The 25,563-nt window shown below is 69.8% G+C and carries 16 protein-coding genes; 10 read left to right on the top strand and 6 right to left on the bottom strand.

Annotated features, from left to right (window positions below; genetic code table 11):
- Nucleotides 1–55: 55 nt before the first annotated feature.
- The 4 genes from AL2_RS23990 to AL2_RS23975 are packed head-to-tail and all read left to right on the top strand — an operon-like array spanning nt 56 to nt 6,340.
- Nucleotides 56–1,060 (top strand): FecCD family ABC transporter permease, encoded by a 1,005-nt coding sequence (locus AL2_RS23990; RefSeq protein WP_245666873.1) that lies wholly within the window; start codon nt 56–58, stop codon nt 1,058–1,060.
- Nucleotides 1,057–2,082 (top strand): FecCD family ABC transporter permease, encoded by a 1,026-nt coding sequence (locus AL2_RS23985; RefSeq protein WP_067637174.1) that lies wholly within the window; start codon nt 1,057–1,059, stop codon nt 2,080–2,082. Before AL2_RS23990 ends, AL2_RS23985 begins: the two co-directional genes overlap by 4 nt.
- The gene (locus AL2_RS23980) at nt 2,079–2,897 is read left to right on the top strand and encodes an ABC transporter ATP-binding protein (RefSeq protein WP_245666871.1); all 819 of its coding nucleotides are present in this window, start codon (nt 2,079–2,081) and stop codon (nt 2,895–2,897) included. Before AL2_RS23985 ends, AL2_RS23980 begins: the two co-directional genes overlap by 4 nt.
- A gap of 35 nt (nt 2,898–2,932) precedes the next feature.
- Nucleotides 2,933–6,340 carry a non-ribosomal peptide synthetase gene (locus AL2_RS23975; RefSeq protein WP_067637171.1) on the top strand — a complete coding sequence of 1,136 codons (3,408 nt, stop codon included), beginning with the start codon at nt 2,933–2,935 and terminating at the stop codon, nt 6,338–6,340.
- Here AL2_RS23975 and entS read toward each other — a convergent pair whose 3' ends face one another.
- Nucleotides 6,341–7,585 carry an enterobactin transporter EntS gene (gene entS / locus AL2_RS23970; protein ID WP_067637169.1) on the bottom strand — a complete coding sequence of 415 codons (1,245 nt, stop codon included), beginning with the start codon at nt 7,583–7,585 and terminating at the stop codon, nt 6,341–6,343. It lies immediately after the preceding gene.
- Between the two features lie 97 nt (nt 7,586–7,682).
- Here entS and panD point away from each other — a divergent pair, with 97 nt between their 5' ends.
- On the top strand, nt 7,683–8,084 hold the full coding sequence (gene panD, locus AL2_RS23965) for an aspartate 1-decarboxylase (protein ID WP_067637167.1): 402 nt from the start codon (nt 7,683–7,685) through the stop codon (nt 8,082–8,084).
- A 14-nt stretch (nt 8,085–8,098) separates the two neighbouring features.
- A complete protein-coding gene (locus tag AL2_RS23960) occupies nt 8,099–9,679 on the top strand; it encodes a (2,3-dihydroxybenzoyl)adenylate synthase (protein WP_083946871.1) in 1,581 nt (526 codons plus the stop codon).
- Between the two features lie 9 nt (nt 9,680–9,688).
- Here the strand turns inward: AL2_RS23960 and AL2_RS23955 are convergent, their stop codons facing one another.
- The 3 genes from AL2_RS23955 to mgtE are packed head-to-tail and all read right to left on the bottom strand — an operon-like array spanning nt 9,689 to nt 12,936.
- Nucleotides 9,689–10,225, bottom strand: coding sequence for a hypothetical protein (locus AL2_RS23955; RefSeq protein WP_067637164.1), 537 nt, complete (start codon nt 10,223–10,225; stop codon nt 9,689–9,691).
- Between the two features lie 49 nt (nt 10,226–10,274).
- Nucleotides 10,275–11,525 carry an RDD family protein gene (locus AL2_RS23950; protein ID WP_157438330.1) on the bottom strand — a complete coding sequence of 417 codons (1,251 nt, stop codon included), beginning with the start codon at nt 11,523–11,525 and terminating at the stop codon, nt 10,275–10,277.
- Between the two features lie 55 nt (nt 11,526–11,580).
- The gene (mgtE, locus tag AL2_RS23945) at nt 11,581–12,936 is read right to left on the bottom strand and encodes a magnesium transporter (protein ID WP_067637160.1); all 1,356 of its coding nucleotides are present in this window, start codon (nt 12,934–12,936) and stop codon (nt 11,581–11,583) included.
- Nucleotides 12,937–13,405: 469 nt separating this feature from the next.
- On the opposite strand from mgtE, the gene AL2_RS37645 reads away from it, so the two are divergent.
- Together AL2_RS37645 and AL2_RS23940 are read left to right on the top strand one after the other, a co-directional pair.
- Nucleotides 13,406–13,738: a hypothetical protein gene (locus tag AL2_RS37645; protein WP_157438329.1), complete on the top strand. Its 333-nt coding sequence runs from the start codon at nt 13,406–13,408 to the stop codon at nt 13,736–13,738.
- A 9-nt stretch (nt 13,739–13,747) separates the two neighbouring features.
- On the top strand, nt 13,748–14,527 hold the full coding sequence (locus tag AL2_RS23940; protein ID WP_067637158.1) for a tetratricopeptide repeat protein: 780 nt from the start codon (nt 13,748–13,750) through the stop codon (nt 14,525–14,527).
- A gap of 82 nt (nt 14,528–14,609) precedes the next feature.
- Here the strand turns inward: AL2_RS23940 and AL2_RS23935 are convergent, their stop codons facing one another.
- Both AL2_RS23935 and AL2_RS23930 read right to left on the bottom strand, forming a co-directional pair.
- Complete coding sequence (locus AL2_RS23935; RefSeq protein WP_067637156.1) at nt 14,610–15,581, bottom strand: CBS domain-containing protein; 972 nt, start codon at nt 15,579–15,581, stop codon at nt 14,610–14,612.
- Nucleotides 15,578–17,371: a GmrSD restriction endonuclease domain-containing protein gene (locus tag AL2_RS23930; RefSeq protein ID WP_210748599.1), complete on the bottom strand. Its 1,794-nt coding sequence runs from the start codon at nt 17,369–17,371 to the stop codon at nt 15,578–15,580. Before AL2_RS23930 ends, AL2_RS23935 begins: the two co-directional genes overlap by 4 nt.
- Nucleotides 17,372–17,563: 192 nt before the next feature.
- Between AL2_RS23930 and pglW the strand changes: the two genes are divergently transcribed.
- Together pglW and pglX are read left to right on the top strand one after the other, a co-directional pair.
- A complete protein-coding gene (gene pglW, locus AL2_RS23925; protein ID WP_067637152.1) occupies nt 17,564–21,868 on the top strand; it encodes a BREX system serine/threonine kinase PglW in 4,305 nt (1,434 codons plus the stop codon).
- Nucleotides 21,865–25,458, top strand: coding sequence for a BREX-2 system adenine-specific DNA-methyltransferase PglX (gene pglX / locus AL2_RS23920; RefSeq protein WP_067637150.1), 3,594 nt, complete (start codon nt 21,865–21,867; stop codon nt 25,456–25,458). Before pglW ends, pglX begins: the two co-directional genes overlap by 4 nt.
- Nucleotides 25,459–25,563 lie beyond the last annotated feature (105 nt).

Here is a 25,563-nt window from a genome sequence, read left to right as displayed (position 1 = left end):
AGGCTAGCCTCACCTTGTGTTGTCGCCCGCGCGCACCGCTCCGCCACGCCCCCCGGTGAAAGGGGGACGGGCCTCGCGCAGGCTCTGGCTCCCCGTCCTCGCGGCCGTGCTGCTGGCGACGGTCGTCGCGAGCCTCGCGGTCGGGGCCGGGGACGTGCCGTTCGGGCGGGTGCTGCCCGGTGTGCTCTCCCCGGACGACACGTCGCGGGCGGAGCTGATCGTCCACGAGCTGCGGCTGCCGCGCACCCTGCTCGGCATCGCCGTCGGCATGGCGCTCGGCGTGGCCGGGGCGGTGATGCAGGCCCTCACCCGCAACCCGCTCGCCGAGCCGGGGCTGCTCGGCGTGAACGGCGGCGCGGCCCTCGCGGTCGTCCTCGTCATCGGCGCCACCCGCGCGGACGACGCGCTCGTCTACGTCTGGGCGGCCTTCGCCGGCGCGGCGGGCGCCGCGGCCCTCGTCTACATGATCGGCGCGCGCGGCCGGGGCGGCGCGTCACCGGCGCGGCTGGTGCTCGCGGGCGCCGCCGTCAACGCCGTGTTCAGCGCGATGACGGCCGGCGTCATGCTGCTCGCCCCCGGCAACTTCAACGGCTTCCGGTTCTGGCAGGTCGGCTCGCTCGGCGGCCGGGAGATGGCGGTGTTCTACCGCGTCCTGCCGTTCGTCCTGGTGGGAACGGTCCTGGCGCTGGCGCTCGCCCGCCCGCTGAACGCGCTCGCCATGGGCGACGACGCGGGCCGCGCCCTCGGCTCCCGCCCCGGCCGGACGCGGGCGCTCGGCGCGCTCGCCGTGGTGCTGCTGTGCGGGTCGGCGACGGCGGCGGCCGGGCCGATCTGGTTCCTCGGGCTCGCCGTCCCGTTCATCGTCCGGACCGCCGCCGGGCCCGACCAGCGGCTCGTCCTGCCGTACTCGCTGCTCCTCGCGCCCGTCCTGCTGCTCGGCGCGGACATCATCGGCCGCGTCGTCGCGCCCGGCGAACTGGAGACCGGCATCGTCACCGCGTTCCTCGGAGCGCCGCTGTTCGCCGTGATGGTCCGGCGGGGAAGGACGCGCGACCTATGAGGGTGCTGCGGGCGGGCGGCGCCTCGCTGCGGTGGGAGCCGCGGGCGGCGGCGGTGTGCGGGGTGCTCGCGGCGGTCGCCGCCTCCGCCGCGGTGCTCGTCGTCGGCTCGGGGGAGTTCCCGATCTCCCCGCCGGAGGTGGTGCGCGCCGTCCTCGGGCAGGGCGACCGCGCCACCGAGTTCATCGTCCGGACGCTGCGGCTGCCGCGCGCCGTGACCGGGCTGCTCGCCGGGCTCGCGCTCGGGCTCAGCGGCGCGATCTTCCAGAGCATCTCCCGCAACCCGCTCGGCAGCCCCGACCTGATCGGCTTCACCACCGGCTCGGCGACCGGCGCGCTGCTGCAGATCCTCGTGTTCGGCGGCGGCGCGCTCGCCGTCACGGCCTCCTCGGTCGCGGGCGCGGTGTTCACCGCCCTCGCCGTCTACCTGGTCGCCCACCGGCCGGGCGGCGGCGTGCACGGCGTCCGGCTGGTGCTGATCGGCGTCGCGGCGGCGGCGATGCTGGAGGCCCTCAACTCCTACCTCATCACCCGCGCCGAGCTGCGGGAGGCGTACGAGGCCGCGTTCTGGCTGACCGGCAGCCTGAACGGGCGCGACTGGGACCAGGCCGTCCCGCTAGCGATCGCGCTGGCCGTGCTGGTCCCGGCGGCACTGCTGCTCGCCCGGCCGCTCGGCATGGGCGAGCTCGGCGACGACGCGGCGCAGGCGCTCGGCGTCCCGGTCCAGCGGACGCGGGCGCTGCTCACGGTCGCCGGGGTGGGCCTCGTCGCGGCGGCGACCGCGGCGGCCGGGCCCGTCCCGTTCGTCGCGCTGGCCGCGCCGCAGCTCGCCCGCCGGCTGACCCGCCGCCCCGGCGCGCAGCTGCTGCCCGCCGCGCTGACCGGCGCCGCGCTGCTCGCCTGCGGCGACCTGATCTCGCTCCATCTGCCGGTCGCGGTGCCGGTGGGCGTCGTCACCGGCGTCCTCGGCGGCGTGTACCTGGCCTGGCTGCTGTCCACCACCGGACGGAAGGGGACGATGTGACTCACGAGCGGGTGAACCGGTTGCGCGCGGAGGACCTGACCCTCGCCTATGAGAAGCGCGTCGTCGCCGAGGGGCTCGGCGTGGAGATCCCGGACGGGTCGTTCACCGTCATCGTCGGGCCGAACGCGTGCGGCAAGTCGACGCTGCTGCGCGCCCTGGCCCGGCTGCTGCGCCCCCGTGAGGGGACCGTCCACCTGGACGGCGGGCCGATCGCGGCGCTGCCGCCGAAGCGGCTCGCGCGGCGGCTCGGGCTGCTGCCGCAGTCGCCGCTCACCCCGGAGGGCATCACGGTCGGCGACCTCGTCGCCCGCGGCCGCTACCCGCACCAGAGCCTGCTGCGGCAGTGGTCGCACGAGGACGAGGCCGTCGTGCGGGAGTCGATGGCCGCCGTCGGCGTCACCGACCTCGCGGACAGGGTGGTGGACGAGCTGTCCGGCGGGCAGCGCCAGCGGGTGTGGCTCGCGCTCGTCCTGGCGCAGCAGACCGGCATCATGCTGCTGGACGAGCCGACGACCTACCTGGACATCGCCCACCAGATCGAGGTCCTCGACCTGTGCGCGCGGCTCCACGAGGAGGGGCGGACGCTCGTCGCGGTGCTGCACGACCTCAACCACGCCTGCCGCTACGCCACCCATCTCATCGCGATGCGGGCCGGGGAGGTGCTGGCCGAGGGGCCGCCCGCCGAGATCGTGACGGCCGATCTGGTGGAGCGGGTGTTCGGGCTGCCGTGCCGCGTCATCCCGGACCCGGAGACGGAGACGCCGCTGATCGTCCCGGCCGCCCGGCGGCGGGCGTTGACCGTGAAAACCCCGTGAATTAGGTTAGCCTTACCTAATTTGAGAGGGGTTCCGTGCTGACCTGGGATGAGCTGCACACCGCGCTGGCGGAGGTGCTGGGCGAGCGCGCGGAGGCGGGCGACAACCTCATCGAGCTCGGGATGGACTCGATCCGGCTGATGCGGCTGACCGGCCGGCTGCGCCGCCGCGGCATCGAGATCCGCTTCGCCGAGCTGGCCGAACGTCCCACGCTGGCCGAGTGGTGGGAGCTGCTCGCCGACAAGGGCCAGGTGGAGGCGGCCGCCGGGCCGCCCGCGCTGGAACCGGCCGACATCGAGCCCGATGGTCCGTTCCCGCTGGCGCTGATGCAGCACGCGTACTGGATCGGCCGCGACTCCGGCCAGTCGCTCGGCTCGGTCGCCGCGCACCTGTACGTCGAGCTGGACGGGCGCGCGATCGACCCGGTGCGGTTCGAGGAGGCCGTGCGCGGGCTGGTGCGGCGGCACCCGATGCTGCGGGTCGCGGTGTCGGACGACGGGACGCAGCGGATCCTGCCCGAACGTCCGGAGCCCGTGGTGACCGTCCACGACCTGCGCTCGGGCGACTCCGGTGCCGAGCTGGCGCGGATCCGGGCCGAGATGTCGGAGCAGCGCCTCCCGATCGAGGACGGCCGCGTCTTCGACGCCCGCCTCAGCCTGCTGCCCGGCGGCACCGCCCGCCTCCACCTGGACGTCGACATGGTCGCGGCCGACGCGATGAGCTACCGCGTCATGCTCGCCGACCTCGCCGCGCTGTACGAGGGCGAGACGCTCAACCCGATCCGCTACGGCTACGCGCGCTACCTCGCCGACGACCCGCGGGCCTCCGCACGGGAACAGGACCGGCGGTGGTGGGCCGAGCGGCTGGCCGACCTGCCCGGCCCGCCCGAACTGCCCGTCGTGCCCGAGCCCGGCGACCGGGTCGAGCGCAGGCACCACCGGCTGCCGCCCGAGGAGAAGGGCCGGTTCATCGCGCGGGCGCATGCCGAGGGCGTCACCCCGGCCATGGCCCTGGCCGCCGTGTTCGCCGAGGTCGTCGGCGCCTGGTCGGCGACGCCGCGCTTCCTGCTGAACCTGCCGCTGTTCCACCGGGAGCCCGTCCACCCGGACGTGGACTCGGTCGTCGGCGACTTCACCGGGTCGATCATGCTGGAAGCCGACCTCGGGGAGGACCTGCCGTTCGTCGAGCGGGCGCGGAGGCTGCAGGCGAACCTGCACACGGCGGGTGCGCACAGCGACTACTCGGGCCTGGAGGTGCTGCGCGACCTGTCGCGGCTGCGCGGAGAGCAGGTGCTGGCGCCGATCGTGTACACCAGTGCCCTGAACCTGGGGGAGCTGTTCGGCGAGCGCGTGCGCGAGCACTTCGGGGAGCCGGAGTGGATCATCTCGCAGGGGCCGCAGGTGCTGCTGGACGCGCAGGTGACCGAGGTGTCCGGCGGGCTGCTGCTGAACTGGGACGTGCGCGTGCCGGCCTTCCGGGACGGCGTCGCCGAGGCGATGTTCGACGCGTACACGTCCGCGATCACGCGGCTGGGTGCGCCCGGCGCCGACTGGTCGGCGCCGCTCGGCATCGCGGCTCCCGCGTCCCGGCTCCGCGTCCGGCGGGCGTTGAACGCGACCCCCGCGCCGCCGCCGCGGACGCTGACCCGAGGCTTCTTCGAGCACGCCCGGCGCCGTCCGGACGCCCCGGCCGTGCACTGGGGCGACGACGGCACACTGACCTACGGCGAACTGGCCTCCCGCGCCCTGCGCATCGCGTCCGGGCTGGTCGCCTCGGGCGTGCGGCCCGGCGACCGGGTCTCGGTCGAACTCCCCAAGAGCCCTGCGCAGGTCGCCGCCGTCCTCGGCGTGCTCGCGGCCGGTGCCGCCTACGTCCCGATAGGCACCGAGCAGCCGGACGCCCGCCGCGCCAGGATCCGCGCGGGTGCCGGCGTCGCCGCGTCCCTGATCCCCGTCGCGGCCGGGGCCGCTGGCGAGCCGACGGTCGGCATCAGTGTCAGAGGCGCGGTTCTCGCAGACGGGCTCGCCGATGCGGTTCGGCTGCCGGAACCAGTCGCCGTCCGTCCGGACCAGGTCGCGTACGTGCTGTTCACGTCCGGGTCGACCGGGGAGCCGAAGGGCGTCGAGGTGTCGCACGGCGCGGCCATGAACACCATCGGCGACCTGATCGAGCGGTTCGCGATCGGGGAGGACGACGTCGCGCTCGGGGTGTCGGCGCTCGACTTCGACCTGTCGGTGTTCGACCTGTTCGCGCCCTGGTCGGCGGGCGGCGCGGTCGTCCTGCCGGACGAGGACGAGCGGCGCGACGCCGCCCGCTGGGCCGAACTGGTGCGCTGCTGGTCGGTGAGCGTGCTCAACTGCGTCCCGTCCGTGCTGGAGATGCTGCTGCACGCGGGCCGCCCGGAGAGCCTGCGGCTGGTCCTGCTGGGCGGCGACTGGGTGGGCACGCACCTGCCCGCGCTGCTGGAGGAGCGCGCGCCCGGATGCCGGTTCGTCGCGCTGGGCGGGACGACGGAGACGGCGATCCACTCCACGGTGCAGGAGGTCGCGGGGGAGGTGCCGTCCGACTGGCACGCCGTCCCGTACGGGGTCCCGCTGAGCGGGGTCGCGTGCCGGGTCGTGGACGAGCGGGGCCGCGACCGCCCCGACTGGGTGGCGGGTGAGCTGTGGATCGGCGGCGCCGGCGTCGCGGACGGCTACGCCGGCGACCCGGAGCGCACGGCCGACCGGTTCGTCGTCCACGAGGGAGTGCGCTGGTACCGGACGGGCGACCTGGCCCGCTACCGGCCGGACGGGACCCTCGAATTCCTCGGCCGCCGCGACCACCAGGTCAAGGTGCGCGGCTTCCGGATCGAACTCGGCGAGGTCGAGGCCGCGCTGCAGGACCATCCCTCCGTGCGGCGGGCGGTCGCGCTGCTGGCCGGCGGCCGCTTGGCCGCAGCCGTCGTCGCGTCGGGCGACCCCGCTGCGGTGCTGGCCCACGCCCGCGGCCTCCTGCCGCCGCACATGGTGCCCGAACTGCTCGTCCCCGTGGAGGAACTGCCGCTCACCGCGAACGGCAAGGTCGACCGCAAGGCCCTCACCGCCTTGGCCGCCGCAGAGAAGGGCGAGGCGGCCCGCGCCGAACCGGCGACGCCGCTGGAGAAGGTCCTGGCCCGGATCGTCGCCGAGGTGCTGGGCGAGGAGCGCGTCGGCGCGGACGCCGACTTCTTCGCCCTCGGCGGCGACTCCGTCCTCGCGACCACGGTCGTCGCGCGGCTGCGGGAGGCGCTCGACACGACCGCGCTGCCGGTGCGCGTCCTGTTCGCCGAGCGGACCATCGCCCGCGTCTGCCGCCGCTTCACCGACCTGGAGGAGGCGCCGGGACGCCTGGAGGCCGTCGCCGCCATCTGGCTGGAGGTCGAGGCGATGACCGAGGAGGAGGTCGCCGCCCGCCTCGGATGATCAGCCCGGCTCGGGCTCCGGACGCATCCTCGCCGTCCGGAGCCCGGTCAGCGTCAGCGCCAGGGCCAGCGCGAGGACCGCGCTGACCGTCCCGTAGAGGACGATGGCGGCACCCGGCGCGAGGTACCGGCCGAGGGCCCCGGCCCCCAGCGACCCGATCGCGCCGCCGCCCGTCTCCTGAGCCGCCCAGAGCGCGTTGACGCGTCCGAGATGAGAGTCGGGGGTGTGCGACTGGATCAGCCCGTACCGCAGGATCTCCTCGACCGACTCGACGAACCCGTAGACGAACAGGATCCCGACCGCCAGCGCCGGATGGCGGGCCAGCCCGAGGCAGGCGAGCGCCGCGAACCCGGTGACGGACGCGGCGAGCAGCGCCAGCCCCGGCGCGCGTGCCGACCCGGCCCACCCGCTCGTGACGGACGCGAGCACCGCCCCGCACGCGGGCGCCGCGAACAGCAGCCCCACCGTGGTGGCGCCGCCGTCCAGGCTCCGCGCCGCGAACGCGGGCATCAGCACGGGGATGCCGCCCGCGACCATGAACAGCAGCCCGAGCAGCATCAGCGAACCGACGACCCGGTGGGACGCGACGAACCGGAACCCGTCCCCGATGGCCCGCAGCGGGTTCGGCGGCGCCTCCTCGGCCGCCGGCCTGAGCGGCGGGAGCGCGGTCAGCAGCCCGATCGTGCCGATCGTGCCGGCCGCCGCGGCCGCGTAGTTCCAGCCGACGCCGAACGCCGACACGACGACCCCGCCGAGCGCCGGCGAGGCCATCGACCCGAGCCGGACGGTCAGCGCGTTCAGCGCCCCCGCCGCCACGAGCCTGTCCGGCTTCACCAGCGCGGGCGTCGCGGCCAGCAGCGCGGTGACGCTGACGCCGGTCATCAGGCCGTCCCACGCCGCCAGCACGTACAGGGCGGCGAGCGACGGGGACGGCAGGAACGCGTTCAGCGCCAGCAGCACGAACCCGATGCCTGCGGCCGTCCGGGCGCGCAGCATCAGCCGCCGCCGGTCGCCCCGGTCGGCGAGCACGCCGCCCCACAGGAACCCGGCGAGCAGCGCGAACCCCTCCGCCGCCGACACCCCTCCGACGTGCACGGTCGAGCCCGTCAGGTCGTACACCTGGACGGGCAGCGCGACCGCGAGCATCCCGATCCCGAAGACCGACACGGTGCGGGCGATGAACACGTTGCGGAACGGCCTGCTGTCGCGCAGCGGACTGATGTCCATGGCCAGTCGCCGGAGCATCCTCGGGGTTCTCCTCTGCCGGGGAAATAGCTAAGGTAAGCCTAGCCTTAGTTGATTGTGGAGATTCATGGAGAATCGTGGAGAAGAGGACGAACCCGTGCAGCGGACGCTGATGAACGGAAAGATCCACCGCGCGACCGTCACCCAGGCGGATCTGCACTACGTGGGCTCCCTGACCATCGACGCGGACCTGATGGCCGCGGCCGACATCGTCGAGGGCGAGCAGGTCCACGTCGTCGACATCACCAGCGGCTCCCGCCTCGTCACCTACGCCATCACCGGTGCGGCCGGCAGCGGCGTCATCGGGATCAACGGCGCCGCCGCCAGGCTGGTGCAGCCCGGCGACATGGTCATCATCATCACCTACGCGTCCGTGGACGACCCGTCCCGGCACGAACCGCACGTCGTCCACGTGGACGCCGCGAACCGCATCGTGGCCCTGGGCTCCGATCCGTCCGAGCCGGTCCCCGGCGCCCCCGCGCAGCTGGCGGGGCGGTGAACCGTCCGGTGACCGTGGAAGGCTTCACCCCCTGGCCGCCGGACCTGGAGGCCCGTTACAAGGCCGAGGGCTACTGGACCGACCGCCTGCTGGGCGACGTCCTGCGCGGCGACCCCTCACGAACCGCCCTGGTGGCCGGCGCCGATCGCCTCACCTACGCCGACCTGGACGCGCGCGCCACCCGCGCCGCCGCCGGCCTCCTGTCCCTCGGTCTCCGCCGAGGTGACCGGGTCGTCGTCCAACTGCCCAACACCACGGCCTTCGTCGTCACCTTCCTGGCCCTGGTGCGCATCGGTGCGGCCCCCGTGCTGGCCCTCCCCGCCCACCGCGAAAGCGAGATCCGCTACCTCTGCGAGCTCTCCGAGGCGCGCGCCTACATCTGTGCCGACCGCGACGGCGACTTCGACTACCGCGCGATGGCCCGGACCCTCCCCGTGGACCACGTGATCGTGGACGGCGAGCCCGAGGAGTTCACCGCCCTGTCCGCGGTCGACGCCGACCCGGTGCCGATCGAGGGCCCCGCCCCGTCCGACATCGGGGTCTTCCTGCTCTCCGGCGGGACGACGGGACTGCCGAAGCTGATCCCCCGGACGCACCGCGACTACGTCTACAACCTGGAGGCCAGCGCCGAGGTCTGCGGCTTCACGTCCTCGACCGTCTACCTGGTCGTCCTCCCCGCCGCCCACAACTTCGCGCTGGCCTGCCCCGGCATCCTCGGCGTCCTCGCCACCGGCGGCACGGTGGTCCTGTCGCCCTCCGGCTCCCCGGACGAGGCGTTCCCGCTGATCGAACGCGAGCGCGCGACGGTCTGCGCGGTCGTCCCGCCGCTCGCCCTCCTCTGGCTGGACGCGGTGACCTGGCAGGACGAGGACATCTCGTCCCTGCGACTCCTCCAGGTGGGCGGCGCCAAGTTCGCCGCCGAACGCGCCGCCGAAGTGCCGGGCACCCTCGGCTGCCAGGTGCAGCAGGTCTTCGGCATGGCCGAGGGCCTCCTCAACTACACCCGCCTGGACGACCCCGCCGACCTCATCGAGCAGACTCAGGGCCGCCCGCTCTCCCCGGCGGACGAAACCCGGATAGTGGACGAAGACGGCAAGCAAGTGGCGCCTGGTGAGGTGGGCGAACTTCTCACACGAGGCCCCTATACCCTGCGCGGCTACTACCGCGCGCCCGACCACAACGCCCGCTCCTTCACCCCGGACGGCTTCTACCGAACCGGCGACCTGGTCCGCCGGCTCCCGTCCGGCCACCTGATCGTCGAAGGCCGCGAAAAGGACCAGATCAACCGGGGCGGGGACAAGATCTCCGCCGAAGAACTGGAAAACCACCTGCTGGCCCACCCCGCCGTCCACGACGCCGCCGTAGTGGGCGTCCCGGACCCCATGATGGGCGAGCGCACCTGCGCCTTCCTCGTCATCAGGGACGGCGAGAAGGCCCCCGCCCTCTCCGAGGTCAAGGAGTTCCTCCGCACCCGCGGCCTGGCCGCCTACAAGTTCCCCGACCGCCTGGAGGAGAGCGGCACCTTCCCCCGCACCCCGGTGGGCAAGATCAGCAAAAAGGCCCTCGCGGCCCGCGTGGTGCCTCCGGCCTCCTGACCGTCCGCGTCAACCGCCGGCCGCGAGCGAGAGGCGGCCGGCGGTGAGACGGGTGATCGCGGACGCCAGCTCATCGGCCGTTCCCTGCCAGAACACGCTCACGTTGATGAAGAGCGGCGCCTCATACGTTTCGAGGTTCGACCGCATTCCGTCCTGCCGCTCACTCGGTGCCCGCGCGATGAAGGCCGCAGCCTCCGCCGGCCTGACGCAGAGCAGCAGCTCTCCGCTCTCCGCCCGCCGGGTGAAGACCGACTCCACCTCCGGCCACGCGACCGACTGACCGCCCTTCACATGGACTCCCTCCGCGTCCATCCACGCCACGGACCCGGTGCCGCCGCGCCGAAACTGGACGAACCAGCTGAGGAAGGCGAGCAGCGTTCCGAAAAGCGAGATGGACCAAAGCGGAGTCAGGACGATGACGAGCGCGAGTCCGAGGCCTGAATCCAGATCGGGGGAAGTCGCCAGGAGCACGATGAACAGGACCGAGCAGACCCCGAAGAGCGCGACGACGATCCGGCGCCACGCTTTGCGCGGCGCGGCGAACACGACCCGCTGACCGTCAGAGTGCACTGTATTTCCTTTCAACCTGCCGCCCTCAAAGCCAGAGGATGGTGTTGAGGGTGGGGACGTGAATGAAGGTGAAAGCGTTCTTCGCCTTGGCCGCGGCGTCCGGCTGCGCCGGGGAAACCGCCGTCGTGGCGACCACGTAACGGTCCGTGCTGCCGACTTGGCCGATCCGGGCGCCCCCTGGAGGATCGGTCGGGCCACCTGGAACGAAGCGCAGATCGGTGTGCTGCAAACCCCGCTCGGCGATCCGCGCGGCGGCCGCGTCCGGGAATCTGAGGACGTGGCTGCTGACCAGCACGCCTTCCGTGCTCCTGAACGCGATTTCGATCCGGCCTTCGCACTCGGCCTCACGCAGCACGCCGCGGGCCTGCTCGCTCATCGCACCGGCGAGGCATCCCTTCTCGCTGTCCAAGACCTCGGCGGCCGTGCGGTCGTAGGTCGCGGAACGCCCGCCGAAGGCGTTCTCGAAATGGATGTCGTCGTAGAAAGTATTGACCTCGAATGCGGGGTCCCCGACGGAAGACCGCCCGGAGGGCCCGAGCGCCAAGACGACCGGGGTGACGAGAATGGCCGCCGCGAGAACTCCCACGGCGGACCCGAGCGCGACACGCCGCCCCCGCTCCCGCCGCTCCCAGCGCCGGACGTGATCGCTCGGCACCGCGGCGCCGGAGGACCGCAGCACGGCCAGTCCGCCCGACTCCTCCGGCGCCGGCGGCGCCTGCGCCTGGACGACCACCGTCCCGGCGCGCCGGTCGTGCATGCACTGCCCGAGCCGCTCGTCGTTCCTGTGCTCCCAGGGATCGGTGAACAAGGCGAAGGACGATGAACTCCGGGGGAGCACATACCGCCGGAAAGAACGGCGCCAGCCCGGCGGCCGCAACCCGTCCTCCTGGCGCACCACCCGGATTCCGGCGACGCGCTGGCCGAGCGTGCACCCCCAACGCGCGATCGTCCCGGCACGCAGCAGGAACGGACTGGCCATGCCGATGAAAGCGGCCGGCACGGCCACCCAGAGAATCACCGAAGACGAGGAGGATGCGTCCGACAGCAAGGCGACCGCGTAGACGGGGGATATGGCCGCCAACACCACCGTGAACGCCACGAGAAAGTCGATGGCGCGAGCCGCGAGCCGCTGCCCGGTGCTCGCCAGCACGCGGACAATGCGGTCGTCCCTTTCCGGGATCTGCTGTGCAGGAGTTCCCGCGGGGAGGTAGAGGGGAGCCGTCACAACGGCATATACAAGCACAGCAGCCACCGCCCGCGTCGCCGCCACGGCCATCGACAGTTGGGTCGGAATCACCTCACGTCGGGTGACGACCAGGGCGGCGCCGGGGTCAAATGCCCAGGACGGCTTTCGCGGTCAAGAAATAGATGATCAGGCCGGTGGCGTCCACGAACGTGGTGACCATCGGGGCGGAGACGACCGCCGGGTCGATCCGCAGCCGTTTGGCCAGCAGCGGCATCGTGCCGCCGATGGTGGCCGCCCACCCGCAGATGAGCACCAGGGTGATGCCGACGACCACCGCGATGTCCGCGCCGACGAACAGCGTCCCCACCACGAGCCCGAGCAGGGCCAGCAGCCCGCCCAGGACGAGCCCGACCCGGAACTCGCGCCAGATCACCTTCAGCAGGTCCGAGCCGCGGACCTCCCCGACCGCCAGCGCGCGCACGCACGCGGTCGCGGCCTGGGCGCCCGCGTTGCCGCCCGCCCCGATGAGCATCGGGATGAACAGGGCCAGCGCGGCGACCTGCTCCAGCGTGGCCTCGAACGCCCGGGTCACGCCGACCGTGAGCGTCGCCGCGACCAGCAGCAGGCTCAGCCAGAGCGCCCGGTAGCGGGCCAGCTGCCAGACCGAGGCGGCCATGTAGTGGCCCTCCCACGGCGCCGTCCCGGCCTGCCGGGCGAAGTCCTCGGTGTCGGCGGCCTCGATCACCTCGACCGCGTCGTCGATCGTCAGCAGCCCGACCAGCCGGCCCTCGCTGTCGACGACCGGCAGGTTCATGTCGTTGGTCTCGACCATCAGCCGGGCGGCGTCCTCGGCCGGGTCGGTGGCGTACGCGGTGGCCGGCTCGGTGACCACCAGGTCCGCGACCATCATGTCCGGCGGGTTGAGCACCAGCTCGCGCAGTTCCACGATGCCGGTCAGCCGCCGCCCGGCGTCCACCACCGGCAGCGTGTACACCGTCTCGGCGTCCGCGCCCTTCTCCCGGACGGTCCGCAGCGCGTGCTCGACGGTCACCTCCTGCGGCAGCGCCACCACCTCGGGCGTCATGTAGCGGCCGACCGAACCCTCCGGGTACCCCAGCAGCGCGGACGTCACCCACCGCTCGTGCGGGCTCAGCCCCGCCAGCACCCGCTTCGCGACCTTGGCGGGCGCCTCCCGCAGCATCCTGACGCGGTCGTCCGGATCCATGCCCTCGACCAGTTCGAGGAAGGAGCGGTCGCGCAGCCCCGTCAGGATCTGCTGCTGGTCGACCGGCTCCAGCTCCTCGAACACCGCAAGCGCCCGGTCCTTGTCCAGCAGCCGGAACGCCACCCCGCCGCCGACGTCCCCCATCCGCGCGAGCTCATCGGCGACCACATGCGGCGGCTGGCTCTCCAGCCACTCCTGCGCATCGCCCAGCCGCTGCGCCTCGACGATCTCCCGCAACGACTCGGCGGGCTCGCGGCGGGGGCCTGACTGCGACATGAAGAGGTCCTCAACGACGACGAAAGTCCGCAGGGCACCGCAACGCGCAGAGCGGCCCGTCTCCGCCCGGAAGAGACACGATCCGATCGTGTGAAGCCGGCCCCTGCCCCGCTCCGGCCACCACGTCCCAGCAGCATAGAGGCCATCGAACCCCCGACCACCCGGCCCCCAGCCCGGACGGAGCCCCGGCCATGCTCGCCAAGCCCGACGCGTAGCCGTCACCCGGGCCTTCGACGAACTCGGCCGGCCGACGAAGCAGAGCGGAAGTGGAGAACCCCATGTGTCCTATGTGTCAGGTAACGGGATGTGAGGCGTCGAAATGGTCGACCTGAGAGCGTCCGAAGCGTTGATCATGTTCAGTGAAATGGCCGTCGGCCCTCCAGGGACCCCGTTGAGATCCCGTCTCATGGACGCCGGTTGGAGGGAGACCTCGAGCGGGCTTCGCCGCGAATGGCGGCAGGGGGATATTGTGGCGATCCAGTTCGGCCAGGGAGAACATGCCTTCCTGGAGGCGACACTGGAGATCGCATGGCCTGATTACCCAAAAAGTCTGACGAGCGAAGAGCAGCTAGCGGAGGATTTCGAGATCAGGTTCAGAACGACTCTGGCCCAAGTTGGCCGCCGGTTGGGCGGGCCTGCATTCGTTGGCACTTATGGAGACGAAGGACTCCCGGAAAATATAAATGCGGTCATAATCGCACTGTGGCCGATGAGTTCAGCAGTGCTGTCGCTCGATTTTAAGCACGAAGATGCCGGGTTGCCGTTCAGGATTACGACTACATGGAGTCCCGGAAGGCTGTAGCCTTGATGGATGGGCAACGACCTGGTCGAGCGGTGCGAAGGTCTCCTTGTTCGGATCAAGCAGGGAGATTCCGCCGCGCGCAACGAAATGGCCGATATTTTCCCGGCGCTACAGGAGCTGGCGGACGCCGGCCGGGTGGACGCTCAGGCGCTGGTAGGAGGGTTGGCGCTCGAATACATTGGCGACCACGATGCCGCCCTGCGCTATTTCCGCATGGCCGCCGCGGCCGGTCACCCGGCTGGCCGGCGCGGGCTCGGATACATGCTGCTCAATGGCATCGCCGTCCAGCAGGACGTCCCCGCAGCGGCCGACCTGTTCGAAGCGGCTGCGAAGTCCGGTGACGCGATCGCGGCATTAAACCTGGGCAGCCTACTGATGAAGGGGATTGGCATACGCCCGGATGAGGCGAGAGCAGTTGAAATGCTGCGTAAGGCACTGGCTGATGGGGTACCGGCGGCGGCGGCCGCCCTGCTGGCGGACTGGCACGCCGATCGCGGAGAATATGAAGAGGCCAGGAATCTCTATGTGAAGGCGGCCGATTCCGGCATCCCGACTGCGATGATCACTCTTGGAAAATGGTATGCGGATGGCACTGGTGGTGCGGTTGAAAAAATAGAAGCCGTCAGGTGGTTTCTGAAGCTACTCGATTTCGGTGACGGTGATGGTGTGCACGAGGCGATTCAGCTTGCGCGAACTATGGAAGACAGCGAGATCCGGGAAGCCGCAGCGAGGGCCGGCCGGCAGGACGACGCCGACGCTGTCATCAACGCCGCACGAAATCCAGCCTGACCCCGGGCGCTGTCCGCAGGCATGCCCGAACCACTCGGGATTTGAGTAGATGAGATGGCCCCTTAGCGCAACTTGAACTTCGTTACGGCATCAGGTTTTTGATGAAGCCGGCGAAGACGTCGACCTGCTGGCGTTGCGCCGGGGTGAGGGGGCTGGGGCGGAAGTGGGCGACCTGGTTGCGAATGATCCGCACGTCGTTGAGCCTTCCGACGAAGCCGTCCTGCGGCAGGCCCCAGTTGAGGCGCGCCCAGCGGTCCGGGCGTTTGAAGACGCGGATGATCTGCCCGATGGTGAGGTCGTCGGGGGATTCGGCGGTGCCGTAGCCGGACGCCTGGCGCAGTTCGTCCAGGGTGGGGCACATCTTGTCGACACACCGGCGCAGCCGCCGCTCGATCTCACCCAGGCGCAGGAAGGGGCCGGTGAGGTTGCCGAACTCCAGGCTGAGGTCGGCAGCGGTCACCAGCCCGGTGATCTTCTGGTCGGTGTCGCGGACGAACACGCAGTCGTGCCGACTGATGTCCTGGATGGCGACCAGCAGCTCGGCGTTGATGGCGACCTCGTGCGGGTTCGCGGTCGCGTCGGCGAGCGTCTCGCACTGGCCGCGCATATGCGCCAGCGCGATCGACTGCCAGCTCACCACGCCGTGCAGCATGTAGGGGCCGGCCATCACCGGGAGCTGGGAGAAGTTGCTCTCCAGCATCACGAAGCGGGCGCGTTCCAGGTCGTCGGCGGGGGAGAGGCTGACGAGGGCGCCGTCCGGCAGGCGCGCCGTGGGGAGGTCGCCGACGCACAGGGCGGCGGTGGCGCTCTGCCCATTGGTGTCGGCGGTGGCGTCCCGGTCGGCGGCGTCGGCGGCGCGGACGGTCACCGTCGAGTCCAGGTGGCCGTGCAGCAGCGCGGGGACGCAGACGAGTTCGGCCTCGGCGAGTCCGGCTTCGATCCGGCCGACGATCTCGGGGTCGCGGTTGCGTTCGCCGAACAGCGCGAGCAGGTCCGCCACCGTCAGCTCGACGGGCTCGTCCGCGGCGTTCTTCAGCTCCGGCGGAAGGCTCATGCCACCAGCTCCGGATCGGACTCGTAGTCGGCGGCGGACTCGGGGGCCTCAGCGGCCGGGATCGCGGACTTGCCCATGGCGGCCTCGATCAGCTCCCGCAGCCGGGCGGCCCGCGCCTGGTAGAAGCGGTCGAAGTCCTCGTCGCGCAGCGCGGCCGGGTCGATGAGGTGCGTGGCGACGATGTCGTCCAGCCAGTTCGCCGGCAGCCCGGTGTCGGTCTCCAGTGCCCGCATGTAGGCGGCGGGCGCGCGCTGCCCGACGAGCTGGCCCGTGCGGTGGGCCAGCATCGTCTTGTTGACGATGCTCTCGTACTTCTCCCGCGGTACCTTGTGCCGCTCGCACCAGCTCTTCGGGAAGACCAGGTACAGCCCGACCTGGTGATCGGAGAAGATCTGCTCGTCGATCGGGTCGCGGTTGTGGGTCCAGTCCTTGGCGCCCTGCCGCATGACGAGCGCGTAGAGGCCCTTGTAGGCGGCGCTGTTGCGGCTGCGCATGGTGTCCAGGCGCGCTTCTCGGAAGATGGCCTCGCCGACGGACGCGGGCTCGTCGCCGCCGCGCACCCAGGCGACGACCTGCTCCAGGTCGCGCGGCAGCCGCGTCTCGGGGGATCCGCCGTACTGCTCGCCGAACACCCCGCACCAGAACCAGCGGGAGATCTTGTCCTGGGCCTCGTCGGAGTCGGTCTCGTCGCCGAGGACGGTGCGGATCGCGGCCAGGGCGACGACCTGTGTCATGTAGGGGACGTCACTGACGTTGAAGACGCGCTGCCGCCGGAGGAACTTCGCCGTCCAGTGATAGGCGTCGACGACCCGGGGCGACCACGTCCGGTACTCCGGCAGCGGCAGTTCGAGGATGTCCTTGCGCTTGCAGGTCGCCCGCCCGTTCCGCGTGAAGTAGCTGGACACGAGGGTGATCGTCTGCAGGAAGTCGGTGTTGCCCAGCCCCGTGCGGGGAGGGGCGACCAGCATGGTGCCGGCCGCCAGTTCGTTCCAGATCCGGTCCCAGTCCTCGTGGAGCTGGAAGTCGTCCACCGCGTAGGAGGCGGTCATCAGCTCGAACACGGTCAGCGGGACGCCCCCGGTGTTGACCTTTTCGAAGACCGTGCAGACGGCTTCCTTCGGGGTCTCCTTGGTGAGCCGGATGACGGGGATCATGTACTTGCCGACGTTGTTCAGCACTTTCGAGGTGAACAGGGCCCACCTGTCCCAGTGGTCACCCGCGATGGCCACGTACTCGCGCATCCACTTCTGGGTACCGGACGAGTCGAGGATCAGCCGCAACGGGAACATCCCGGCCGCCGCCTCGTTTGCCACGGTGCTGAGGTCGTAGGTGACGCCTCTGCCGAAGTCCTGGCGCAGGACACGGTCCTCGGGGACCGACAGGATCGCCTCCTCGCGGTCCACGTCGTCGTCGATGGCCTTCGCGATGTCGATGTAGTACCAGCGCTTCAGCTTCTTCTTCCGCGCGTCCATCGTCTCGACCGGCGCGTCCGAGTGGAGCGCCTGATAGAGGGAGGTGAGACGCTGCTGGCCGTCCATGAGCAGGAGCGCCGGTGCGGCCTGCCCGGCGGGCGCCCCCGACAGCGGACGCGGCAGGAACCGGGTCTCCCCGCCGGTCTCCAGCGCCATCATGACCCCGACCGGGTAATGCCTGGTCACGGTCGCGAGCAACGCGATGATCCGCTCATCGTCCCATTTCCATGGTCGCTGGAAGTCGGGAAGCTGCATCCGGCCGTCATTGACCATTTCGACCAGCTCGCGCAACTCGTACTGTGGGGTTTCGAAGGGCACGCCGCTTACTCCTCTGGGGGCGCGTGTTCAGATGCGTTCGAACTTAGCCTTGTTCCTGCCGGTTTTCTCGGTGAACGCACGCCGCGCGTCCGCTTCCGGCAACGTTTTACGTTCGTGACCGGTCCGAGGTGCGGACTGTCGGTCCCGCCTCCTATCCTGTCCACGCACGACTAGACCGGGGGACAGACAGGCATGGCAAAGGGCGGTAATCGCTGGTGGGGGGCGCGATCCGAGTTCCCCTGGGAGCAGGACGCCCTCGACTTCGTTCGTGAAAGCATGCCGTCCGCCGAGCCCTACCGCGCCTGGACGACGTTCACCTTCACCGCCAAGTCCGGCCACGTCCGCGAGGTCGACCTGCTCATGGTCACCCCGTCCGGCCTCTACCTGGTGGAGATCAAGAGCCACCAGGGCCGCCTGGTCAACAACGGCTCCACATGGATGTTCCACCACCGCGGCCGGGTCAGCACGATCGAGAACCCCCTGCACCTCGCCAACCGCAAGGCCGTGGAGTTGAAGGAGCAGCTCATCTGGGCGCTGCGCCGCAACCCGGCTCGCGGCCTCGCCGTCCCCTACATCCGCGCGGCGGTGTTCCTGTCCGACCCGGCGCTGAAGTCGGAGCTGGACGAGGTGCAGGCCACCGGCGTCTACGCCCGCGACCGCTCCAACGGCCTGCCCGCGATCTGGGACGACCTGCTCGGCTCGGGACGTCCCGCCGGGTCGGCGCGCAATGAGGCCACCTTCTCCCGCAAGATGCCCGAGCTGATGGAGGCCATCGGCATCCAGGGCTACCGCAAGCACCGCACGGTCGGGACGTGGCGGCTGGAGCCGAAGGCGATGGACACCGGCCCCACCTGGGAGGACTACCTCGCCGAGAACACCGCCCTCGAAGGCGACCACCGGCGGGTCCGCCTCTACCTGTCGGAGCTGGGCGCGTCCCGCGAGGCGCAGGAGTCGACGCGCCGCGCCGCCCGCCGCGAGTACCTCGTCCTGCAGGGCATCGACCACCCGGGGATCGTCAAGGCGGAGCAGTTCAGCGACGACCACGACGCCGGCCCCGCGATCGTGTTCCCGCACCGTCCCGAGTGGCTGCGGCTCGACCACTACATGGCCCAGTACGGCGACGGCCTCGACGTCGAGACCCGCCTGAACATGATCCGGCAGCTCGCGGAGGCGGTCGAGCACGCGCACCGCCGCCACCTGTACCACCGGGCACTCGCCGCCCGCAGCGTCTACGTCGCGTTCCACGGCGCGGGCTACGAACCCACCCTGAAGATCGTCGACTGGCAGGCCGCTGCCCGTCCGGGCGGCGGTGCCGGTGGTGCGGCGCAGGGACGCACGTCCACCCTCGCCGGGGACGCCGCCACCGCCGCCGGGCACATCGAACGCTCCGCCGAGGCGTACCTCGCGCCGGAGTTCGGACGCGCCGAGGCCGACAGCGTCCCGCTCGACGTGTTCGGGCTCGGCGCCCTCGGCTACCTGATCATGACCGGGGCGCCGCCCGCCGACAGCCGCGGCGCCCTCGCCCGCCGCCTCACCGAGGAGCACTGCCTCACGCCGTCCGCGGTGGACGAGTCCATCACCCCGCTGATGGACGGCGCCATCCAGGACGCCACCCAGGTCGAGGTCTTCAAACGCTGCGAGTCGGCGAAGGACTTCCTGGAATACCTCGACATGATCGAGGAGGACCTCACCGCCCCCGACGCCGAACCCGACCAGGACCCCCTGGAAGCCGTCCGCGGCACCGTCGTCCACGGGTGGACGGTCCAGCGAAACCTCGGCCAGGGCTCCACGTCCCGCACCTTCCTCGCCGAACGCGAAGCGCCCGACGGCACGCAGACCGGTGTCCTGAAGGTCGCGCTGACCGAGGCCGCCGCCGACCGCCTGCACGCCGAGGCCGCGCTGCTCGCCCGGCTGCGCAGCACCCGCATCGTCGTGCTGATCGAGGGTCCGTTCGAGGTCGCCGGCCGCACGGTCGTCGCGCTCGAATACGCCGGTCAGGCCACCCTCGCCGAGCACATCAAACGACAGGGCCGCCTCTCCCCGGACGAGCTGGAGAAGTTCGGCGACGAGCTGTTCGACGCCGCCGACTACCTGGAAGAAGAAGGTGTCCGGCACCGCGACATCAAGCCGGAGAACCTCGCCATCCGCCGCCTCGCCAACAACACCAGCCGCTTGGTCATGCTCGACTTCTCCATGGCGGGCACCCCCGACACCGCCGTCAAGGCCGGGACGCCCGACTACCGGGACCCGTTCGTCGGCACCGACCGCCGTCCCCGCTACGACGAGCACGCCGAGCGCTACGCCATCGCCGTCACCCTCCACGAGATGGCCGCCGCGGAACGCCCGTCCTGGGGCGACGGCATGGCCGAGGCCGAGTTCATCGACAAGGCCGAGTCCACCCCGCAGATCTCCGAGGACCGCTTCGACGCCGGCCTCCGCGACGCCCTCGCCGCGTTCTTCCGCAAGGCGCTGCACCGCGACGCGGAGAAGCGGTTCGCGTCGCTGAAGCAGATGCGGGACGCCTGGCGCGGCATGTTCCTCGACCTCGACCAGACCGCGCCGCCGACCACACCGGGCAGCACCGACGAGGACACCGACGACGTCATCCAGGCCCGCAAGGCGCGGGCCGAGGCCGCCGAACCGGGGACGCCCCTCGTGGAGGCCGGGCTGTCGCCACGCGCGCTGTCCGCCGCGATCGACGGCTTGGGCGTGTCCACGGTCAAGGACCTGATGGCGATCCCGGCCACCCGCGTCCACCGGCTGAGCCGTCTCGGAGTCGGGTCCCGACCCCGCAACGAGCTGCTGGACCTGGCGACCCGATGGCGGGCGAAGTTCCACTCCCGCGAGTCGGTCAGCGCCGCCGCGAAGGACCAGCGGACCGCCGCCGAGGACGTCTCCGTCGCCGGCACCACCGCCAAGGACAGGTACAAGAACCTCACCCTCGATGAGATCGCCGGCCGCCTCGTTCCCAAGGGCGACAGCCAAGACGCCCAGATCATCAGGCTCGTCCTCGCCCTGCCCGGCCCGGACGGTGCCAAGGCCCCGCTCGACCTGTGGGCGCCGCAGCGGGACATCGCCGACCTCAAACGCATCAAGCCCACCGACGTGTCGCAGGCCCTCGCCGACGCGCGCCGCCGCTGGACGGCCGACAGCGCGATCCGGCCGCTGCGCGAGGACGTCGTCGCGATCCTCGCCGAGAAGGGACGCGTCCTCGAAGCGGACCAGCTCGCCACCGAGCTGCTCGCCCGCCGGGGCAGCGGCCTTGCCGACCCGGACGCCCGCCGCGCCGTCGCCGGCGCTGCGCTCCGCGTCGCGATCGAGACCGAGGAACGCCTGGACGAACCGCGCCTCGCCAAACGCCGCACCGGCCCCGGCGGAAAGATCGTCCTTGTCGCCCTCCGCGCACCCGAAGACTCGGACCTGCCTACCGCCGCCGACCTGTTCGACTACGCCGAGGACCTCGGCAAGCGCGCCGACGACCTGGCCGCGCTCGATCCGCTGCCCAGCGCCGTCACCGTCCGCGGGACGCTGCGCGAAGTGATCGTCCCGGCCGAGATGCCGCTGCTCCCTGACACGGCTCTCGTCGCCTTGGCGGCGGCCGCGTCCACGAACGCGGCCGTCACCGCCCGCCTGGAGCTGTACCCGCGCGACCTGGACCCGGTGCGCGCGCTGAAGCTGGCGCAACTCTCCGGATACCTGGCCGGTGACGGCATCACCCCCCGCGACCTGCGCCGCCGCGTCCTCGCCCGCTTCCCCCGCATGACCACACTGCCGGACGGCGACGGGGCCCCCGCCGCGCTGTTCAAGGCGCTCCGCAGGGCGGACTACCAGGTCGAGTGGAACGAGGACGGGAAGCGCCTCGTCGACAAGCGGTACGACAACGCCGCCCGCACATACAGCTACGGGCGCAGCTCCGGGACGTCCGCGACCGGACGCCTGGACACCGACCAGGTCACCGGACGCCTCCTCGGCAGCATCGACGGCGGCGGTTTCCTCGCCCTCAAGACCCGCACGAGGCACGCCGAGGCCGTGCTCGCTGCACTCGCCGTGTTCGACGAGGTCACGCCCATCAACGTGACCATCGAGTTCATGCGGGCGCTCCGCGAGATCGTCGCGGCCCGCGGCAAGCCCACCTGGACGACGATGCTCGGCGCGGACCCGGCCACCGCCCCGCCCGTCTACCACCAACTCGTCGCCCAAGCGTTCGCGGACGTCGAGAAGGTGATTCGAGCGGCCGGCCGCGTGCCGCTGCTGCACGATGCGACGCCCCTCGCGCGCTACAGGGGTGGGCCGGAACTCCTGTCCCGCCTCGCCGACGCGGCCCGCGACCCGCACGAAGCGCCGCACGGAGTGTGGCTGCTGTGCCCCATGCAGGACCCGAAGACCCTGCCCCTGCTGGACGACGTGGTCGTCCAGACCAATACCAGCAACGAACGCCTCGTACTGCCCGGCACCTTCGGGCAGCAGGATCAACTGTCGACCGGGAGAGCTTCATGATCGACCGCAAGGCGCTGCTCACCGACCTGAAGAAGCAGGTCGGTGCCCTCGAAGGCGACTTGCGAGAGCGCGCGGCCGAGGATTTGGACACCCATGCCCGCCTGTATGGGGAGTGGCAGCAGGCCCGTACGGCGAGCCGGATCGCGGCGACGTATGAGTCGTGGCTGGACGATCGGGTGACGCAGGCGGCGGTCGCCTGGGTGCTGGGGACGGTGTTCCTGCGGTTTTGCGAGGACAACGGCCTGATCGAGGTGCCGTTCCTGGCCGGTCCGGGGGAGCGGCTGGACTTGGCGCAGGAGCGGCAGGCCGAGTACATCCGGCAGCACCCGCACGACACCGACCGGGACTGGATTCTGGCGGGGTTCGCGGAGATGTCGCGTTCCCCGGTTGCCGCAGGGTTGTTCGATCGTGCGCACAACCCGATGTGGCAGATTGAAATCCCGCACCACGCGGCCAAGGCGCTGCTGGCGTTCTGGAGGCGGCGTGGCGAGGACGGTGAGATCGTCCACGACTTCACCGACCCCGACTGGGACACCCGGTTCCTGGGCGACCTATACCAGGATTTGTCGGAGCATGCGAAGAAGACGTATGCGCTGTTGCAGACGCCGGAGTTCGTTGAGGAGTTCATCCTCGACTACACCCTTGAGCCGGCCGTGGACGAGTTCGGCCTGGCCGGGCTGCGGCTGATCGACCCTACGTGTGGGTCGGGGCACTTCCTGCTGGGCGCGTTCCATCGGATCTTGGGCAAGTGGCGGGCCGCCGAGCCGGCCACCGACATCTGGGAGTTGATCCGCCGGACGCTGCTGTCGGTGCACGGTGTGGATAAGAACCCCTTCGCCGCTAACATCGCCCGCTTCCGCCTCCTCGCAGCAGTTATGAAGGCGGGCGGGGTCTCCATGCTCGCGCAGGCGCCGGAGTTCCCCATTATCGTAGCCACTGGAGACTCTCTTCTGCATGGCCGTGGGGCGCCGGGCATTCAGGAGGATCTGCTCTCTGAAGCCGAGCCGCACACGTACGCCACGGAAGACATCTACGAGTTCATCGGCAGTGAGGACGATGCCAAAGCTGGCGCGGTCGATCTGCTCGGGGCTGGCAGTTACCACGTGGTTGTCGGGAATCCTCCATACATCACCGTAAAAGACAAGCAAGAGAACCAAAACTATCGGGCTTATAAAAGCAGTTCACGGCAGTATGCCCTATCTGCTCCGTTCGCGGAACGCTTCTTTCAGTTAGCAATATATGGAGGGTATGGAGGTGCGTCGGCTGGCTATGTTGGGCAGATTACCGCTAACTCCTTTATGAAGCGGGAGTTCGGCAAGGCTCTCATTGAGGGCTACCTCGCGACTGTCGACCTAACTCACATTGTGGACAGTTCGGGAGCCTATATCCCGGGACATGGAACGCCAACGGTCATCCTGCTCGGTCGCCGCCGGTGGCCTAAGGGGGACCTCCCGATCCGTGTGGCTATGGGAGTTCGCGGTGAGCCCGCACAGCCCGGTGATCCAGCAAAGGGCCTGGTTTGGAGCGCAATCGTTGACCAAATAGGGCAGCCTGGGAGTGAATCCGAGTGGATCAGCGTGGCAGACGTCCCTAGATCGCGTCTTGCAAAGCATCCTTGGTCGCTATCTGGCGGTGGTGCAGCGGAATTGAAAAGCCAAATTGAAAAGGCGGGCACTGCGAAGCTGCGAAGCAGGATGGCAGACTTCGGCTTCCTGTGCGTGACTCGTGAAGACGATGCCTATTTGCTTGGCAGTGCAACGCTGCTGCGCCAGAGGATACCACCAGAATGCCGAGGCAAATTTGTAGAGGGTGACCAGCTACGCGATTGGTCCATGCGTCGACGAACTGGAGCGGTGTTCACTCATCCACATTATGATTCCGATTATATTCCTAAGTCGGTGGAGAAGGTCCTGTGGCCAAATAGGCTGTTGTTGAAGAGGCGTCGAAGCCTAAGCGGTACGCAAGAAAGTCGAGGCATACCGTGGCATCACTACTCGGCTTTCTCTGATAAGCGCTGGGAAGCTCCCCTGGGCCTCATGATGGCTCTTGTGTCGACTCATCCGCAATTCGCTTTGAGGAGAGACTCTGTACTTGCCACCCAGGCCGTAACGTTCATAAGTCTCCACGGCAACGCTTCAGAGCATGATTACCACGGACTTCTTGGAGTGCTTAATAGCTCCACTGCCTGCTTCTGGCTTAAGCAAGTTAGCCATCCTAAAGGTGGCAGCGGAATCGGGCGTGGGGTCCAGGATGAAGCTTGGGAAAGTCGATTCGAGTTCACCGGTACTAAGCTGGAGGAGTTTCCGCTTCCACCAGAATTTCCGTTTGAGCGGGCTAAGCGGCTCGATGCCTTGGCAGGAAGGCTGAAGGCTGTCAACCCGATATCTATATGCAAGGATGTAGTGCCGACGCGGAGGCTTCTTGATGACGCACGCGCCCGCTGGAACGCCCTTCGCAAGGAGATGATTGCGGAGCAGGAGGAATTGGACTGGGAATCATACTATCTATACGGGTTGCTAAATGAGAAATTGCATCTCCCGGTCGGTTCAGTCCCTGAGGTAGGCTCTGGTGAGCGCGCTTTTGAGATTCTGTTGGCTGGTAAAGTGAAGCAAGGAGAAGTGCGGACGGAGTGGTTCAAACGGCACGGAATCACTCCTGTGATGGAAATACCTAGCTGCTGGCCTCAAGACTATATAGACCTAGTCAAAAAGCGCATCGAGGTGATCGAGATGCGTAGGGATATTGCTTTGATCGAGCGTCCCGAGTGCAAACGCCGATGGATCGGTGAGTCGTGGGATAAACAAGAGAAGTCGGCGCTTCGTGATTGGTTGCTGGAACGGATAGAGGAACAGTCGTGCTGGTTTGTGGAAGATGAACAAGGTATCAGGCAGCCTCGTGTGATGACGGTGAACCAGCTCGCTGACCAACTCCGCTACAACCATAACTTTGTGAATGTCGCTCGTCTGTATGCAGGTGATGATGGTGAGCTGGCCAAGGTGATAGATGAGATAACGCAAGACGAGCATGTTCCGCACCTTGCTGCGCTCCGGTACAAGGATGCATCCGGCTTGCGGAAGCGAGCACAGTGGTGGGATGTCTGGCAGCAGCAGCGGGAAGAGGATCGAACGGGTAAGCGGCTCGACATTCCGGCACCTCCTAAGTACGCCTCGACTGACTTCCTCAAGATTTCGTATTGGCGGAACCGAGGGAAGTTGGACGTACCCAAGGAGCGGTTCATCTCGTACCCGGAGAGTAGCCCGGACGGGGACTCGTCCATGCTTCTCGGGTGGGCAGGCTGGGATCACCGGGAGCAGGCTCAGGCGCTCATGACGTTGCTCGAGGAGCGGGCCACTCAGGACGGGTGGGACGCGGCTCGGTTGACTCCACTGCTCGCCGGCCTGGCCGAAGTCCTGCCTTGGGTGCGGCAGTGGCACGGCGAGGTTGATCCGGCGTTCGGGCAAAGCCCGGCCGATGCGTACGCCATGTATCTGGAGGACAAGCAGCGCACGTATGGGATCTCGGACGACGATCTCAAGAACTGGCGTCCCAAGAAACTCAAGCGCGGCGGCCGGAGGAAGAAGACCTCCTGACCACCTCCTGACCGCGCAGGGACGTCCGGTCAGCTCGTCGCTCGAATCGAGTCCAGAAGGGACGTGCACTCTTGGCGCGTCAACTCCAGGATCGGGCCGATCCTG

Source organism: Actinomadura latina NBRC 106108, from assembly GCF_001552195.1.
GTDB lineage: Bacteria > Actinomycetota > Actinomycetes > Streptosporangiales > Streptosporangiaceae > Spirillospora > Spirillospora latina.
This window is presented reverse-complemented; position numbering and strand designations above follow the sequence as displayed.